Raw genomic sequence first — 15,931 nt, forward strand, 5'->3', positions numbered from 1 at the left:
TCTCCCCCATACCATTCGGAAGGCACACCATGACCTCCACTCTGTCGCAGCCGAACCTCGATATCCGTCGATCCGGGGATCGCTTCAAGTCCAATGCCGGCTGGCTGGACTCCAAGCACTCGTTCTCGTTCAGCAATCACTACGACCCGAAGAACACTCACCACGGTCTTCTCCTGGTCAACAACGACGACATCGTCACGCCCGGAATGGGATTCGACACCCACCCGCACCAGGACATGGAGATCGTCACCTGGGTACTGAGAGGTTCTCTCGTACATCAGGATTCGATGGGTCATTCGGGTGTCATCTACCCCGGTCTAGCCCAGCGGATGAGCGCCGGAACGGGCATCCTGCATTCGGAGAAGAACGATTCGTGGCGACTCGGTGACGTGGCCGGCAGCCATTCCGACAAGCACAGCGACCCGGTTCACTTCATCCAGATGTGGGTCATCCCCGACGAAGCCGGAATCACCCCCGGCTACGAGCAGTTGGAGATCGACGCCGAATTGCTTGCCGGTGGTCTGGTTCCCGTCGCCTCCGGCATGGACGCGTACGCCGATCACTCGGCAATCCGGATCAAGAACAAGTACGCCGCGATGCACGTCGCGCGTCTGCAACCCGGACAGCCCGTGACCCTGCCCGACGCGCCGTTCCTGCACGTTTTTGTCGCCGACGGTCAGGCGGCCTTGGAAGGCGTCGGCGTGCTCGAACAAGGTGACGCGGTGCGCGTGTCCGGCGGCGGAGGCCAGCAGGTCAGTTCCGATACCGGTGCCGAGGTCATCGTCTGGGAAATGCACGCCACCGTTTCGCAGGGATGACATGAAGTCCTTCTCGTACGACGCTTCACCGGCTCGAATTGTCTTCGGCCAAGGGATGATCGATACGATCGCCGAAGAAGTGCGGCGGCTCGGCCGTAGCCGAGTGATGGTGCTGGCAAGTCGTCGACTCGACGCGGTTGCCGCCGCCGTGACCGAATCTCTCGGCGACATGGCGGTGGCCCGCTTCGACGGCGCTGTGATGCATACTCCGATCGAAGTCACGACAGCCGCGCTGAGACTTGCCGAGAACCATCACGTCGACACGGTCGTCGCGATCGGCGGCGGTTCGGCAACCGGGTTGTCCAAGGCATTGGCACTACGAGCGGGGTTCGATCAGATCGTCGTTCCGACAACGTACGCGGGATCAGAAGTCACTCCGGTGTTGGGTGAAACAGAGAACGGACGCAAGACAACTCGCTCCTCTCCCCACATCAGACCGGAAACCGTCATCTACGACGTCGACCTCACTCTCGATCTGCCGCTGGATACCACCGTCACCAGCGCCGTCAACGCGATGGCGCATGCGGTTGAAGCGTTGTACTCCACCGAGTCCAACCCGATCACGGACTTGATGGCGATCGAGGCGATCTCCGGGATCGCCCGTGCGCTGCCGAGCATTGTCGATGATCCGAAAAATCTGGAAGGTAGGGCCGAACTACTGCAAGCAGCCTGGTTGGCCGGAACCTGCTTGGGCACGGTCGGTATGGGGCTTCATCACAAGTTGTGCCACACCCTCGGTGGCAGCTTCGGTTTGCCGCATGCTCCCACCCACACCGTTGTCCTTCCCCAGGCAATGGCGTTCAACGCGCCTGGCGTCCCGGAAGTCATGTCTCGAATAGCGACTGCCTTGGGTGTATCCGACGCCGCCACCGGCGTTTTCGACCTCGTCACCTCGTGCGGCGGGCCGACCTCTCTGCGAGAGGTGGGAATGAGTCACGATCAGATCGGCCGTGCAGTCGAACTCGCGAACGCCGCCGCTTATCCGAACCCGCGTGAGATCACCCCGGCAGGCCTGAGCGAACTCCTCGAGAACGCCTGGTCCGGGCGTCGACCCGCCATCAGGTGAGAACTAATCAGGCAGTACCGCCTCGAGGCCTGACGTGTTCGAAGATCAGAATCGTCTCGGTCGCAGCAACCGCTGGATGTGCCGAGAGATTGTTGACGACGAAGTCACGCAACTGCGCCGAATCCGTCGTTGCGACGTGCAGCATGTAGTCGTCGACACCGGCAACGAAGTACACGTTGAGCACGGAGTCCAGCTTGGCGAAATCGTCGCCGAGCCGGTTGAGGTGCGACCGTGCGTTGGCCTGCAGTCGAACTGCGATCATCGCCTGCAGATCCATTCCGAGAGCGGCGGGGTCGATGTCCGCGTGAAATCCCCTGATCACGCCGTTGTCCACCAAGGCGCGCACACGGCCGAGGCATGTCGACGGCGCAATTCCCGCGATCGCAGCCAGCGCATTGTTCGGAATCCTCGCGTCTTTCGCCAGCTCTTCGAGCAGAACCCGGTCGATCTCGTCCAACTTCATTGCTGCCCGAACATGCTTCGGCGAGGCGGCCGTCTGAATACCGATTTTTGAACTTTCGCGCACCATGAATACAGCCTAGAGAATTATCTTCACTTCTCTTCACTATCTGGCGACGAAACTTCATGCTTGGCACCTGCCATTCGAAGAAACAACAGACTCAGTTCGGAGCCGTGTCATGAAGGTCGGAATCCCCCGCGAGATCAAAAACCACGAGTACCGCGTGGCCATCAGCCCAGCAGGCGTCCACGAACTGGTCGGCCGAGGACACGAAGTCGTCATCGAAACGGGTGCAGGCGTCGGCTCCTCGTTCAGTGACGAGGATTTCAAGGCCGCGGGCGCGCAGATCCTCGGATCTGCCGATCAGGTCTGGACGGACGCAGATCTACTCCTGAAGGTCAAAGAACCTATTGCAGAAGAGTATTCGCGACTCCGTAAGGATCAGGTTCTCTTCACCTACCTGCACCTGGCGGCGTCGAAGGAATGCACCGACGCGCTCCTGACGTCGAAGACCACCTCCATCGCCTACGAAACAGTTGTCGGTTCCGACGGTTCACTGCCCCTCCTCGCCCCGATGAGTGAAGTAGCCGGACGCCTGGCACCGCAGGCGGGCGCCTATCACTTGATGCGTCACGGCGGCGGACGCGGAGTGCTGATGGGCGGCGTACCCGGAGTGCGCCCCGCCAAGGTCGTGGTGATCGGTGCGGGAGTCTCCGGCAAGAACGCCATCGCCGTGGCCTACGGCATGCAGGCCGACGTCACCGTTCTCGACCTGTCGATCGCGCGCCTGCGGGAAATCGACGAGCTTTACCACGGCCAGGTCAAGACCATCACGTCCAACAGCCTCGAACTCGAACAGGCTGTACTCGACGCCGACCTCGTCATCGGCGCGGTGCTGGTCCCCGGGGCGAAGGCGCCGACTCTCGTCTCCAACAGCCTGGTGGCGCGTATGAAGCCGGGTTCTGTCCTGGTCGACATCGCCATCGACCAGGGAGGCTGCTTCGAGGATTCACACGCGACCACGCACGCTGATCCGACGTACCAGGTTCACGGTTCGGTCTTCTACTGCGTTGCGAACATGCCCGGAGCCGTCCCCCGTACGTCCACCTACGCACTCACCAACGCGACGCTTCCGTACGTCGTCGCATTGGCAAACAAGGGGTGGAAGGACGCGGTCGCGACAGTTCCCGGCCTGGGGTCAGGTCTGAGCACACACGACGGCCTGCTCCTGTCCGACAGTGTTGCAGCGGCGCATGGGTACTCGGCTACCACTCTCTGACCCAGGCAGCTCTGACCCAGGCAGCTCTGACCCAGGCAAGGACAGCTCGAGATCGCTAGCCTTGATCCATGAGCATTCCTGACATCACGCTGAATTCCGGAACCACGATCCCGCAACTCGGCCTCGGAGTCTGGCAGGCCACCAACGACGAAACCGAGCATGCAGTACGGTTCGCACTCGACGAGGCCGGCTACCGGCACATCGACACCGCTGCCGCCTACGGAAACGAAGAGGGCGTCGGACGAGGTATCGCCAACTCGTCCGTCGCGCGAGAGGACATCTTCCTCACCACGAAGCTGTGGAATGCGGATCAGGGCTACGAGCCGGCGTTGAAGGCTTTCGACACCAGCATCGACAAGCTGGGCGTCGACTACGTCGATCTCTACCTCATCCACTGGCCTCTGCAGGACAACGACCGACTCCTCCGCACGTGGGACGCACTCGAAAAGATCGCGGAATCGGGCCGCGCCAAGGCAATCGGGGTGTGCAACTTCGAGCCGCATCATCTGCAGCTTCTCGTCGAACGCGGTGGATTGTTGCCCGCAGTCGATCAGGTGGAACTGCACCCGCACCTCACACAGCACGCCATTCGCGACAAGGCCGCCGAGCACGGGATCAAGGTCGAATCGTGGAGCCCACTCGGCGGTACCAGTAACGCAGGTTGGGGTAAGGCGTCCAAGCCCAACACCCTGCTCACCGACCCGATCATCACACGAATCGGTGACCGCCACAGCAAGACTGCCGCGCAGGTCCTGATCCGTTGGCACCTTCAGAACGGCCTGATCGTCATCCCGAAATCCGTACACGATGCTCGAATCGCTCAGAACATCGACGTATTCGACTTCGAACTCACCGATCTCGACCTGAGCGAAATCGACACTCTCGACGACGGTACCCGCGTCGGCGCGCATCCCGATGAACTCAACATCGGTGCACCGAACTGATCAAGCCGCTCGTTTGGTGGGGCGAAGCGCATCGAATCCGTTTCGCCTCACCATCGTTCCGAGGGTCTTCCACCACGGCCGAGCCGGATCCGGCTCGCTTCCGTCGCCCATCCGGTGCAGCTGATCGGTATGCCACTGCAGGTCGAGTGCACCGTCGAGCATCGAGATGTCGGCAACCTTCCCCAACAACTTCCGCGCTCCGAACTCAACAGTCGGCACGGTCAATCGTTCCCGATCCGATTCCAGGAGAACGGTTGCCGCGTCGGGGATCGTGATCGTCGGCCGGCCGAGGCCGATCACGTCGCACGCGCCGGAAGCCAGTGCCTCGACCATCGCCGATCGCGAGCGGAAGCCGCCGGTGACCGCCAAGGGAATGTCGCCGGCAATCGCTCGGACTGTCTCGGCGTACTCGAGGAAATATGCCTCTCGATCGCGAGTGCTCTGCTTCTGCGCTTTACCCATCATGGCCGGCGATTCATAACTGCCACCGCTGATCTCGATGAGATCCACCGACTCTTCGGTCAACGCGCGCACTACTTCTCGCGACTCGTCTTCCGAGAATCCACCTCGTTGGAAATCAGCCGAGTTGAGCTTGACCGAGACCGCGAATCCCGGAGCAACGGCAGAGCGTATGCGCCGAACGATCTCGATCAGAAAGCGTCGTCGACGCTCAGGATCTCCACCCCACTCGTCCGTCCGCTGATTGGACAAGGGCGAAAGGAACTGCGCAACAAGATAACCGTGCGCTGCGTGTATCTGCACGCCCCCGAAGCCGGAGGACTCGGCGACGCGAGCGGTTTCCGCGAACTTGTCGATGATCTCGTCGATCTCAGCGGTCGAGAGTTCTCGCGGCGTCGCCATTCCCGGAATCTTCAGCGCGATCGCGCTCGGGGCGACCGGTCTACCTCTGCTGGCAATCGGGTTGGATTGCCGCCCTGGGTGGTTCAGCTGCATCCAGATCTCGGCGCCGCCGTTCTTGGCGGTCTTGGCCCAGGCAGTCAGTGCTTCGGCATCACGATCGTCGTCGACGACGACATTGCCCGGTTCGGCGATCTGCGATCGATCGACCATGACATTGCCGGTGATCAGCAAACCGAACCCGCCACTGCCCCAACGACCGTACAGCGTTTCCAAGCGAGTGGACGGTCCATGAGTGCGGTCACCCAGAGCCTCGCTGAGCGCAGCTTTCATGGTCCGATTCCGCAGGATCTGCCCGCAGGGCAAAGTCAATGATTCTCCGAGCGTGGTCATGGATGCCTCTCGTATGAAGGGAAGAAAGTCAATGGCGTGGCGCAGAACCGAAGTGCCGCTTGGTATCGCGCACGAAGCTCGAGAAGATCAGCGAGTTGACCGGTAGCCCGCCGCGCACCGCGAGCGACAGCTTCGGACGCGGCGAGAATGCAAAATTCCACTGCAGTCTCGAACCCACTGCGAGCTCGTCGACGCGGTAGTCCTCCGCGAAGGATTGGAACAGCGGAACATTGGACTGTTCGACGTAAAACGAGTGCCGACGCGTTTCGTCGTCCCAGGTGATGAACTTTTCGCGCATCTGCATCGCACCGCCGCCCACCTCCGCGATTCGGCGCGTGCCGGCGCCGTAGGGGCGCGGCGAGGTGTAGTGCACTTTTGTGAGCAGTCGGCACCACGACAAAGGCTCGTCGGCGGTCAGACCAGCCCAGACGTCATCCGGTGCGGCGGTGAGGTCGATCGAGTACGTGAAGATATGCGGTGCCGTGTCGAAGAAATCGACACCGACCGGTTCGAGGTCGAACCAATGTGTCATCGCCTACTCCTGCCCAATTAGCCGTTACATGAAGTTACGGATACTTGACGACCGAAGTCAACCCCCGAAGGCTCAGCGGGACCAAGCCTCAGAACGAGAGAGCCCCTGCAGTGAAGCGATGACCTGTTCGAGCGGCTCGATACTTCGAGTCGTCTGGCACACCGCCACTGCACCTTCGACCGACGTGATCGTCAGGTTTGCCATCGATTTTGCCTGCACTGCAGGATAACCCGCAGTTTCGAGTTGCGATTCGATCAACTTCTGCCATCCCAGCATGACCTCAGCCGACACTTCCGCGACTTCTGGCTCACTGGCACGCGCCAACCCGCCGGCAATCACCGGGCAGCCGATCGCGAAGTCCGAGCGTGTGAGATTGAGTCGCCAGATGTCTCCGACCGCTTCGATCACGTCGGCCGTGGAACCGGTAGCCGCAGCCGAGCTGATCCGTCTGGTGATGATCGCACCGGCCGCGCGCACGGCTTCGACCATCAACTCGGTCTTACCGCCAGGAAAGTGGTGGTAGATCGACCCACGGGGTGCGCCGCTGTGCTTGATGACGTCGCTGAAGGACGTCGCGTCGACACCGTTGCGGCTGATCAGTTCAACCGCACTGCGAATCATGCGATCACGTGAGCTCAGCTCTGCCATGTCACAGATCCTTCGGCCGTCGGTACACCTGTCGACTCATACGCTACGTTATGTATGACGACCTACATAGCGATGGGATGAAACAATGAGTGACGAGACAACCGCGACCGTCGATCCGGCGCAGATGACAGGCCTCGAACTTCTCCACTGGATGGGAACGCAGGTCAACGACCGACCCAGCATCGGACGCCTCCTCGGCATGGAGATGCGCGAGGTCAACGAAGGATCCGTGAGCTTCGCCCTGACCCCGCGCGCCGATTTCAGCAACCCGCTCGGCACTGTGCACGGCGGCATCTGCGCAACGCTGCTCGACTCGGTCATGGGCTGCGCGGTACACACGATGCTTCCGGCCGGCGTCGGCTACACGACCCTCGAACTCAAGCTCAACTACATCCGCACGGTGCCTCTCGACGGTGACGAACTGACAGCCCACGGCAGCGTCATTCACGTGGGCGGGCGTACCGCGACGGCAGAGGGCAAGGTCCTCGACAAAAACGGCAAGTTGGTGGCGCATGGAACCACGACGTGCATGATTTTTCGCTGAGCCGACGAAGGATGGCGAGAATGTAGCCGCGCCGACGGAGGATGGCGAGAATGTAGCTGCGCCCGACGTGAGCAGGGTGCGAGTGCCGATGTACGATCGGCTCGTGACCCTGCTCACTGCGCACCTCTGGTGGCCCGACCGCTGACGGTCAGCCGCAACTGCGTGCTGCCCGGACCGATATCGGGTGGTCCAGCAGGCTCCTCTCAGGATCCCCGATCCGGCAAATGCCGTACGCGTCGTCGCTACGACCGCCAAGATCAGGTACCGAATCCACGAAGGAGAGTTAGTTGACCACCACCCCACTCAACCGTTCGCTCGAGCCTTTGGGCGTCTCCATCCCGTCGAAAGTGCCGACGCACTGGTACAACCTGGCGGCTGACCTCCCCGAGCCTGTTCCCCCGCACCTGCATCCGGGCACTCGTGAGCCGCTCGGCCCCGAGGACTTGGCGCCGCTGTTCCCGATGAACCTCATCGCGCAGGAAGTCGCAACCGAGCGCTACATCGAGATCCCGGAGACGGTTCGCGAGATCTACGGCATGTGGAGGCCCTCTCCCTTGTTCCGCGCGCACCGACTCGAGCGCGCTCTGGGCACACCTGCCCGCATCTACTACAAGTACGAAGGCGTGAGCCCGGTCGGTTCACACAAGCCGAATACTGCTGTCGCGCAGGCTTACTACAACGCAATCGAGGGAACCACCAAGCTCACCACCGAAACCGGTGCGGGACAGTGGGGTGCGTCGCTGTCGTTCGCGGGCGCGCTGCTCGGACTCGACGTCGAGGTATGGCAGGTTCGCTCGTCCTTCGATTCGAAGCCGTACCGACGCATCCAGATGGAGGCGTACGGCGGAATCTGTCACCCGTCGCCTTCGGACCTGACGGAAGCCGGACGCGCACTGTTGAAGTCGCATCCCGACACCACCGGCTCGCTCGGTATGGCCATCAGTGAGGCCGTCGAGGTCGCTGCGCAGGATCCGAACACGCACTACTCACTCGGTAGCGTGCTGAACCACGTCATGCTGCACCAGACCGTGATCGGTCAGGAAGCAATGGTCCAGCTCGAAGAAGCCGGCGACGCCGTCCCCGACACCGTGTTCGGTTGCGCCGGTGGCGGTTCCAACCTCGCCGGACTCACCTTCCCGTTCCTGGGACGAAACCTTCGCGAAGGCACCAAGACTCGTCTGGTCGCCTGCGAGCCGTCGGCATGCCCGTCCCTCACCCAGGGCGAGTACCGCTACGACTTCGGTGATGTCGCCGGCCTGACGCCGCTGCTCAAGATGCACACTCTGGGTAAGGATTTCGTACCGCCGGCCATCCATGCCGGTGGCCTCCGCTACCACGGCATGTCGCCGATGGTCTCGCACGCGGTCAACCTCGGACTCATGGATGCAATTGCCGTCGATCAGGACGACGCACTCCAGGCAGGTCTGATTTTCGCCCGCGCCGAAGGAATCATCCCGGCTCCGGAATCAACCCACGCGGTTGCCGGCGCTATCGCTCACGCCCGTGCCGTCACCGAACCCGAGGTGATCGTGATCGGGCTGTCCGGCAACGGTCAGTTGGATCTTCCGGCGTACTCGCCTTACGTCTGACGCCGTCGGTGTGGTGGTCTCGTGCGTACGAGGCCACCACACTTCGTCACACCGAGCACGTGGGCTCGATCTCGCGATCGACATCGTGCCGGCCGTCCGCGAAACGAACCGATCAGTTTGATCGATCGGTTACGGTCTTTCGATGCAGCTTCGGTTGAAGGAACATTGGAAACTGGTCGCACTCGGACTGGCATTGCTCGTGGCGATCGCGTTCATCGTCGTATCGGTAATCTCCGACTCCAGTGATGCGGCATGGCCGAAGCAGAAGACAGGCGGTCCGATCGTCGAGCAAGGCGTTGTCGACGTAGACCTCTCCGATCCTCCGCAACAAGCCTGGGAACTCGATGTCCGAGCGCTCACGGACAACCCCGGGGACGTGCTGCTGTCGATGCCTTCCACGCTCGATAGCTACTACGGCTACGGCAACACGTACCAAGTCGGTGACGTGCTGGTGGCCGCGACTGCTTATCCGCTTCCCAAGACCGACGAGTCTTCGTCGAGTCAGGGAGTCGGTGCCGTCACACTCGTCGGGGTGAATCCCGACGACGGAAGTCCGCTGTGGAAAACGCGAATCGGCGGAGTCATCGGCCAGTGCAGTCAGCAGAACGAATCCACGATCATCGCGTGCTGGGGCGATCGACGGATGATCTTTGTCGATACCGCGACCGGAACTCTGATGTCCGACCTCGGAACCGACTTCGATCTCAATGGCGCCACCATCGCCGGAGACACCGTGTACACGTCCGGCGAAAGGATGGACGGAACGGTTCGAACACGAATTCTTGCCAGCGGCACCACAACCAATTTGACGGCCAACTTCGTGCGTACCTTCGAACCAAGTGAGAAGTTCGGGGCCGTCTACACGGTCCCTCACACCGACACTGTCATTGCGATGGAACAGGGCGATGGCGGGGACCCACAGTACCGCTATCGAATCTACGATCTGGATTCCGGCGCCGAACGATTCCGATTCGAGGGTGATTCGCTTGTCCCGGCCGGGAATGGATTGTTCCTCACCAGTGTCGGCGGCCGGTCAGGTTATGTAGGAACCCAAAACCTCTTGGCTTCAAATGGATCCACGATTCGTGCGATACCGATTCCCTCGTACTCATCGTCGTCCTACCCAAGTAAGTCCTCGACGGGCCTGCCGATGTTTCTCGGCGACGGCGCCTACGACCCGAATTCCGGTGACGAACTTTGGCGCAGTTCACAAATCGTCAACACCGCGATGGCCGGGACAGGAAGCGCCATCGCCGCGGTGGTAGGAAAAACAATCCTGGTCACGTCTCCCGAGACGCGCACAATCTCGGGTCTCGACATCGAGAGTGGCCGACAGTTGTGGCAAACGCCCTGGCAAGACGCGTACTGGGTTCGAAGCGGTGCGACCGATGGCGACCACTTCGTCTTCAGCGACTACACCGGCATGCACGCGATCCGGGCTCGCGACGGAAAGATGATGTGGTCGGTTCCCCTTCCCCCAGAAGTTGATCCACGCGGAGTCGTCGTCTCGAATGCCGGCAAAAACGTGTCGTTCTCCTGGCAGAACCATTTCACCGTTTGGCGTTAGGCCGGCAACATCACCGATACCGTGTCGTACTGACCAGCCAGTTCAGCAGCAAGCAAATGGCTAGACGTGCAGCATCAATGGCCACAATCCAGTCTGGCGCGTTTGTTCAATTTCGGGGGAACGATCTCGAACAACTGCATATATCTCCGCGACTCCAATTTCGGAAAGATCAGACCAGACCTGCAGTGAAGGGGTGCGTAAAAATCGCACCGACTCAGGTATCTGATCCAATCCAACCGTAAAGGGAGCCAACGGGATGGTCGCGAAATCCCCAATTTGCAGTCGGCAACAAATAGTCCAGTTCGCGCGCAAACATCTGCGTACCGGGGGACCGAACTCAGACCAAATTCGTCGTCATTTCGGTTTGCAAAAACGCGCGTTCTTCACGTAGCTCGACACCCATCTGGACGATTCTGCACTTTCAATGCCCGAAAAAGTTGCACTCCGCCGCATCTGCCGACAGGAGGATAGAAGGTGCCCGATCAAACGTATGAACGTCTCAGCAGGTCAAGCCAACCCACCCCGGCCGATGTACGACGCGCTTCCTTTCCCACCCCGGAATCATCCCGCTTGACGATCGAAAGCCGCCAACTACGTTGAGCCGCTTGATTCTTCCGCAGTCCCCTCTTCTCGGATCGGGATCATCGGAGATCCAACAGCCGCGCGACTTTCAGGCTCAAATGCAAGGCCAACCGGTCGTCGCCGTTTGCCAAGTCTGCTCGTGTTATCTCCTGAATTCGCCGCAAGCGATAGTACAAGCTCCCTCGATGCACACAGAGCGCCTCTGACGTTCGCTTTACGTCACCGGCATTGTCCAAAAAACTCTCCAGCGTCGCGAGAAGAGCCTCACTTTTCGAGTCCTCATGGCTGAGCAAGGACTGCAAACCTGAGTGAATACTGTTCTCGAGTCGATCCTCCGACAGTTCGGCCAGAAGTCCGTAGACGCCGAGATCCCGATAACGCACAACATTTCCGAGCACCTTGACGACCTGGGCCACATCTGCGGAACGTCTGGACTCTTCGTAGGATTCGCGCACGTGTGCAACCGAGGTTCGCGGTTCACCGATACCGACCCAACATTCGATGTTCTGGCGCCCACTTTCAGACAAGACTCGCTCCCGGGCTGCCACGATCAGCGAGACCAGATGGGTTTGAGTCGAGCGTTCGGCCACCGATACGATCAACAGACTGTGGTCGGGGCGGTCGAGTTGGATTGCACTGTTCCGCGGGAGCCTCCGACGAAGCTGATCGACGCCGACGGCAACACTCAGACGATCTCTTTCGGTCAATGTCGACTGGTCGCCAGGACGGAGCAACACAGTGACCACGACTGCTGGACCCGCAGCCAACAAGCCCTCCTCGGCCAACCTGTTTGCCGCGTCCTCGCGCAGCGACCGCTCGCCCGACAGGACGTCTCGAGTAAGTTCCCGCTCCCGACTTCGGGACAACTCGTCCAGCAACTGTTCGCGGTGGAGGATCATCGCTGCCGCATCAGCCGTGCGCCTCAAGACCTCGGCTTGATCCTCGTCAACTTCGCCCTCCGAAGTCAACAGCCAGACGAAGCCCAGCAGCGCATTGCGGTACCGGATCGGCATCCCGACCCGGCCAAGGGTCAGCCCTAGTTCCTCGTTGACGGGAACAGTGAAGAGATCGAGGGCTTCACGGCCTCCACTCGCGTAGATGAAGTCTACGATCTCGCGTGAAACATTCCGCTGTAGAACGGAATTCATTCTGACTGAATCGACGGCACTGTCATGCGAGTTGTACGCGAGCAGACGAATCTGTGCATCATCGATCGCAACGGAACGGTCCAGTCGGCGCCCGGTAGTGTCCACCAAATGCTGTAGTTCTCCGACCATGGTCGAACTGTACGAGCCCCCTCTCCGGTTTGCAACATATGCCCAAATTTCTACGTAGAAATTTGAACACATGACAGTGATGCAACTAACTTTTGCACCATAGGCTCGCTTCATGCCAAGCACCCGAGACCCGTGACGCCTTCACTCGGTCCGCAAACCGGCAGAAGTGGCAGCGACGAGATCTGTTGCAGCCGTGGGATTTGCGTAATGGGGAGCGAGGCCGGCCGGCACGATCTCCCTCAGACGAAGTCGCCTCCGACCCGAAATCGACAAACGACCTTCGTTCGCCAGTTCAACATCGAATCCCACCGACCTCTTTCAATGTCGAATATCTCGAATGACATCGGTGACCGTGATGTCGCAAAGCCGTTGCCATTCAGCATATCCCGAGAGGAATCATCATGACCGGCACAGCAAATGCTCCTGCAGGGCATCAAACCGAGACTCCACCTGGACGTCGATCGGCGCGCCGTAGGGCCCTGATCGCCGGGGCGACAGGCAACATCGTCGAATGGTTCGATTTCACGATCTACGGTTTCACTGCCGCAGTTCTCGCGACAGTGTTCTTCCCTCCGGAGTTCGGCAGTGGCGCACTGCTTGCCACCTTCGCTCTTTACGGAGTCGCCTTCTTGGCCAGACCTGCCGGCGGCATATTCTTCGGACGGCTTGGTGACCGCCTCGGCCGACGGAGGTCACTGTCCCTGGCAATTACGCTCATGGGCTGCTCGACGGCGGCAATCGGTCTCCTACCGACGTACGCTTCGATCGGTGTTGCCGCACCGCTGTTGCTGCTGCTGTGCCGATTGGTTCAAGGATTCTCGGCCGGGGGCGAATACACCGGAGCTGCCACCTTCGTCGTCGAGCATGCGCCGTCCCACCGCCGAGGCTTGTACGCAGGGATAATCAGCTCTTCGTCATTTGTCGGCAGCATCTTGGCCACGGTCACAGTCTTGTCATTCAGCTCGGTCGGCGCTGAGCACTTCGCCGACGGAGGATGGCGTTGGCCGTTCATCATCGGAGGCGTTGTCGCCATGGTGGGCCTGTTCATGAGGCTTGCCGTCGAGGAGACTCCGGCGTTCAAGGAAATGCAAGAAAACGATTCCCTTCCAACCCGCCCACTCGCAGATCTGTTCCGCAATCACTGGCGGACTCTGCTCACGTCCTTCGTGTACTTCGCCTCGCTCGGTGTCGTTACTCATATGCTGCTCGGCTACATGCCGACATTTCTGGTTCTCTCAGCCGATGTTCCGAGCACGGTGGCACTGCTGATGACAACCGGCGCTTTGGTTCTCGCAGTACCGCTGTTCATCTTCTTCGGCGCCACAGTCGACCGAATCGGCCGGAGGCCACTCGTCAGAATCGGCATGGTGATGTCAGTTTTCGTCTCGGTGCCCAGCTACATGCTCATCGGTACCGGAAACATTTTCGCGATTGCCGTTGCACTGGCTTCTCTGGTCCTCGCGCTTTCCTTACTCGCGTCCGCTTTGCTCGTAATTCTCGAAATGATGCCGACGCATGCGCGATTCACCGGCACGGCAATCCCCTACAACATCGCATATGCACTTTTTGCAGGGACCGCTCCTCTGGTGTGCGCAGCACTGGTCAACGCCACTGGAAGCGATCTGTCGCCTGCCTTCTATGCGACCGCCATCGCTTTGATCGCGCTTCCCATTCTGTGGCGAGGGATTCCGGAAACGAAAAACTGGTCTGCCACGCAGGGCAGCCCGACGAAACATTTCTGACAACGGACGCGCCACGGCTGTGATTTTTTGCGCAGCTGTCGATAGCGTTCCGATGGCCGCCACGAGAGAGTTGAGGACGACGAACACCTCTGGACTTTCAGGTGCCAAATTCATTAAGACAGAGCCGAATCCGAGAAGTCGGGATGAAGCTCTCCAGAGGAAGTCGACGGCGTCGGAATTACCAGAACCCAAGCTTGCCGGATCGAACAGCTGTGCTTTCGATCCGGCGAAGCCATCAGTAGAAAGAGAGGCCGAAAGTGCCTACCGACAAGACCGATGCAGTTGTGGTCGGAGCTGGAGTGATCGGCAGCTCCATCGCCTACGAACTGGCCGCTCGAGGCTACGAAGTCCTGGTCATCGACAAGTCTGGTGGTCCGGGCTACGGCTCGACCAGTGCATCCAGTGCGGTTATCCGGTTCAACTACTCCACATTCGACGGTATGGCTGCGGCTTGGGAGTCGCTGCATTGCTGGCAAAACTGGAACGAGCATCTCAACGCGACAGTCGACGGCGCGCTTGCGAAGTTTCGGCAATGCGGGATGGCACTGCTCGATGTCGACGTCGCGCCCCACGCGCGCACGATCGGATTATTCGAGAAGATAGGAATCGATTACCAGCTTTGGGACGCAACGACACTCGTCGAGAAGATTCCCGGTATCGACGCCGGCAAATACTATCCTCCGAAGCCAGTCGACTCGGAGTCCTTCTTCGCAGATGCCGAAACCACGCTCGGCGCGCTGTACACACCTCAGGCGGGGTTCGTCGACGACCCGCAACTGGCTGCCGCGAATCTTGCTGCGGCAGCACGTTCGCACGGTGCAGTTTTCGCATACAACACGCGTGTAGTGGCAGTCGAGCAGTTGCCTGACGGCATCTGGCAGCTAGGGCTCGACGACGGGGAAAGTGTGAAATCCAAGATTGTCGTCAATGCCGCCGGCCCCTGGTCAGGAGCGTTCAACAAGCTGTCGAACGTCGGGGCCGACTTCAAGGTTTCGGTTCGGCCCTTGCGCCAGGAAGTTCATCACGTCACCGCACCCACTGGCTACAACGACGACGAGATCCTCGGCCCGATGATCGCCGATTTGGATCTCGGAACCTACATGCGAGCCGAACCTGGAAACGGATTCCTTGTCGGCGGAACCGAACCGGATTGCGATCCGCTCGAGTGGATCGACGATCCTGATACCGCCAACCCGAATCGCACTGTTGCCCGGTTCGAAGCGCAGGTTTTCCGCGCCGCCAGGCGTTTCCCCACCCTGGAGGTCCCGTCACAACCGAAAGGTATTGCCGGCGTGTACGACGCAGCATCCGACTGGACCCCGATCTATGACAAGACAGACAGGCAAGGTTTCTACGTCGCCATGGGCACCAGCGGGAACCAATTCAAGAATGCCCCTATCGCTGGGCGCCTCATGTCCAGGATCATCGACCAGGTGGAAGCTGGACACGATCACGACGCTGATCCCCTGACCTATGTCGGGATGCACACCGGGCTCGAAATCGACCTCGGCGCATTCTCCCGCCTTCGGGCACCCAATGCCGAGTCGACCGGGACCGTCATGGGTTAGAAGTGTTGTCCGGCTTGGAGAATCGATAGCCGCGACAACTGAATAGACACGGCTGTGGGTGTCC

General features: G+C 60.4%; 14 protein-coding genes. 9 read left to right on the forward strand and 5 right to left on the reverse strand.

Translation table 11 applies throughout. The features are described 5' to 3' along the window. The first annotated feature begins 29 nt into the window (after positions 1 to 29). Complete coding sequence (locus tag ASU23_RS28835; protein ID WP_058039214.1) at positions 30 to 818, forward strand: pirin-like bicupin family protein; 789 nt, start codon at positions 30 to 32, stop codon at positions 816 to 818. Between the two features lies 1 nt (position 819). Further along, positions 820 to 1,884 carry a maleylacetate reductase gene (locus ASU23_RS28840; RefSeq protein WP_058039215.1) on the forward strand — a complete coding sequence of 355 codons (1,065 nt, stop codon included), beginning with the start codon at positions 820 to 822 and terminating at the stop codon, positions 1,882 to 1,884. A 7-nt stretch (positions 1,885 to 1,891) separates the two neighbouring features. On the opposite strand, the gene ASU23_RS28845 is transcribed toward ASU23_RS28840, so the two are convergent. After that, positions 1,892 to 2,413 carry an Lrp/AsnC family transcriptional regulator gene (locus tag ASU23_RS28845; protein ID WP_003945867.1) on the reverse strand — a complete coding sequence of 174 codons (522 nt, stop codon included), beginning with the start codon at positions 2,411 to 2,413 and terminating at the stop codon, positions 1,892 to 1,894. A gap of 109 nt (positions 2,414 to 2,522) precedes the next feature. Here ASU23_RS28845 and ald point away from each other — a divergent pair, with 109 nt between their 5' ends. Together ald and ASU23_RS28855 are read left to right on the forward strand one after the other, a co-directional pair. Further along, the gene (gene ald, locus ASU23_RS28850; RefSeq protein WP_050655734.1) at positions 2,523 to 3,623 is read left to right on the forward strand and encodes an alanine dehydrogenase; all 1,101 of its coding nucleotides are present in this window, start codon (positions 2,523 to 2,525) and stop codon (positions 3,621 to 3,623) included. 68 nt (positions 3,624 to 3,691) lie between these two features. Beyond that, complete coding sequence (locus tag ASU23_RS28855; protein ID WP_007734162.1) at positions 3,692 to 4,567, forward strand: aldo/keto reductase; 876 nt, start codon at positions 3,692 to 3,694, stop codon at positions 4,565 to 4,567. Here ASU23_RS28855 and ASU23_RS28860 read toward each other — a convergent pair whose 3' ends face one another. From ASU23_RS28860 to ASU23_RS28870, 3 genes are all read right to left on the reverse strand, one after another. After that, positions 4,568 to 5,818, reverse strand: coding sequence for an NADH:flavin oxidoreductase/NADH oxidase family protein (locus ASU23_RS28860; protein ID WP_007734160.1), 1,251 nt, complete (start codon positions 5,816 to 5,818; stop codon positions 4,568 to 4,570). 28 nt (positions 5,819 to 5,846) lie between these two features. After that, on the reverse strand, positions 5,847 to 6,350 hold the full coding sequence (locus ASU23_RS28865) for an SRPBCC family protein (RefSeq protein WP_003945790.1): 504 nt from the start codon (positions 6,348 to 6,350) through the stop codon (positions 5,847 to 5,849). A gap of 72 nt (positions 6,351 to 6,422) precedes the next feature. Beyond that, entirely contained in the window at positions 6,423 to 6,998 is a 576-nt protein-coding gene (locus ASU23_RS28870; protein WP_007734151.1) for a TetR/AcrR family transcriptional regulator, read from the reverse strand. 85 nt (positions 6,999 to 7,083) lie between these two features. Between ASU23_RS28870 and ASU23_RS28875 the strand changes: the two genes are divergently transcribed. From ASU23_RS28875 to ASU23_RS28885, 3 genes are all read left to right on the forward strand, one after another. Next, positions 7,084 to 7,542, forward strand: a complete 459-nt coding sequence (locus ASU23_RS28875; protein WP_058039216.1) for a PaaI family thioesterase — start codon at positions 7,084 to 7,086, stop codon at positions 7,540 to 7,542. 287 nt (positions 7,543 to 7,829) lie between these two features. Next, positions 7,830 to 9,131: a TrpB-like pyridoxal phosphate-dependent enzyme gene (locus ASU23_RS28880; RefSeq protein WP_003945451.1), complete on the forward strand. Its 1,302-nt coding sequence runs from the start codon at positions 7,830 to 7,832 to the stop codon at positions 9,129 to 9,131. Between the two features lie 142 nt (positions 9,132 to 9,273). Then, positions 9,274 to 10,698 carry a PQQ-binding-like beta-propeller repeat protein gene (locus tag ASU23_RS28885; protein ID WP_058039217.1) on the forward strand — a complete coding sequence of 475 codons (1,425 nt, stop codon included), beginning with the start codon at positions 9,274 to 9,276 and terminating at the stop codon, positions 10,696 to 10,698. A 641-nt stretch (positions 10,699 to 11,339) separates the two neighbouring features. Here the strand turns inward: ASU23_RS28885 and ASU23_RS28890 are convergent. Then, on the reverse strand, positions 11,340 to 12,557 hold the full coding sequence (locus tag ASU23_RS28890; protein ID WP_058039218.1) for a CdaR family transcriptional regulator: 1,218 nt from the start codon (positions 12,555 to 12,557) through the stop codon (positions 11,340 to 11,342). Positions 12,558 to 12,958: 401 nt separating this feature from the next. On the opposite strand from ASU23_RS28890, the gene ASU23_RS28895 reads away from it, so the two are divergent. Together ASU23_RS28895 and ASU23_RS28900 are read left to right on the forward strand one after the other, a co-directional pair. Next, entirely contained in the window at positions 12,959 to 14,299 is a 1,341-nt protein-coding gene (locus ASU23_RS28895) for an MFS transporter (protein ID WP_058039219.1), read from the forward strand. A gap of 257 nt (positions 14,300 to 14,556) precedes the next feature. Then, on the forward strand, positions 14,557 to 15,867 hold the full coding sequence (locus tag ASU23_RS28900; RefSeq protein ID WP_003945449.1) for an FAD-binding oxidoreductase: 1,311 nt from the start codon (positions 14,557 to 14,559) through the stop codon (positions 15,865 to 15,867). Positions 15,868 to 15,931: the final 64 nt, after the last annotated feature.

Source organism: Rhodococcus sp. KB6 (genome assembly GCF_001445685.1).
GTDB lineage: Bacteria > Actinomycetota > Actinomycetes > Mycobacteriales > Mycobacteriaceae > Rhodococcus_F > Rhodococcus_F qingshengii.

Bases quoted from the DNA above. Each gene is read 5' to 3' on its own strand.
- ASU23_RS28835 (WP_058039214.1), top strand. From the start codon at position 30: ATGACCTCCACTCTGTCGCAGCCGAACCTCGATATCCGTCGATCCGGG.
- ASU23_RS28840 (WP_058039215.1), top strand. From the start codon at position 820: ATGAAGTCCTTCTCGTACGACGCTTCACCGGCTCGAATTGTCTTCGGC.
- ASU23_RS28845 (WP_003945867.1), bottom strand. From the start codon at position 2,413: ATGGTGCGCGAAAGTTCAAAAATCGGTATTCAGACGGCCGCCTCGCCG.
- ald (WP_050655734.1), top strand. From the start codon at position 2,523: ATGAAGGTCGGAATCCCCCGCGAGATCAAAAACCACGAGTACCGCGTG.
- ASU23_RS28855 (WP_007734162.1), top strand. From the start codon at position 3,692: ATGAGCATTCCTGACATCACGCTGAATTCCGGAACCACGATCCCGCAA.
- ASU23_RS28860 (WP_007734160.1), bottom strand. From the start codon at position 5,818: ATGACCACGCTCGGAGAATCATTGACTTTGCCCTGCGGGCAGATCCTG.
- ASU23_RS28865 (WP_003945790.1), bottom strand. From the start codon at position 6,350: ATGACACATTGGTTCGACCTCGAACCGGTCGGTGTCGATTTCTTCGAC.
- ASU23_RS28870 (WP_007734151.1), bottom strand. From the start codon at position 6,998: ATGGCAGAGCTGAGCTCACGTGATCGCATGATTCGCAGTGCGGTTGAA.
- ASU23_RS28875 (WP_058039216.1), top strand. From the start codon at position 7,084: ATGAGTGACGAGACAACCGCGACCGTCGATCCGGCGCAGATGACAGGC.
- ASU23_RS28885 (WP_058039217.1), top strand. From the start codon at position 9,274: ATGCAGCTTCGGTTGAAGGAACATTGGAAACTGGTCGCACTCGGACTG.
- ASU23_RS28890 (WP_058039218.1), bottom strand. From the start codon at position 12,557: ATGGTCGGAGAACTACAGCATTTGGTGGACACTACCGGGCGCCGACTG.
- ASU23_RS28895 (WP_058039219.1), top strand. From the start codon at position 12,959: ATGACCGGCACAGCAAATGCTCCTGCAGGGCATCAAACCGAGACTCCA.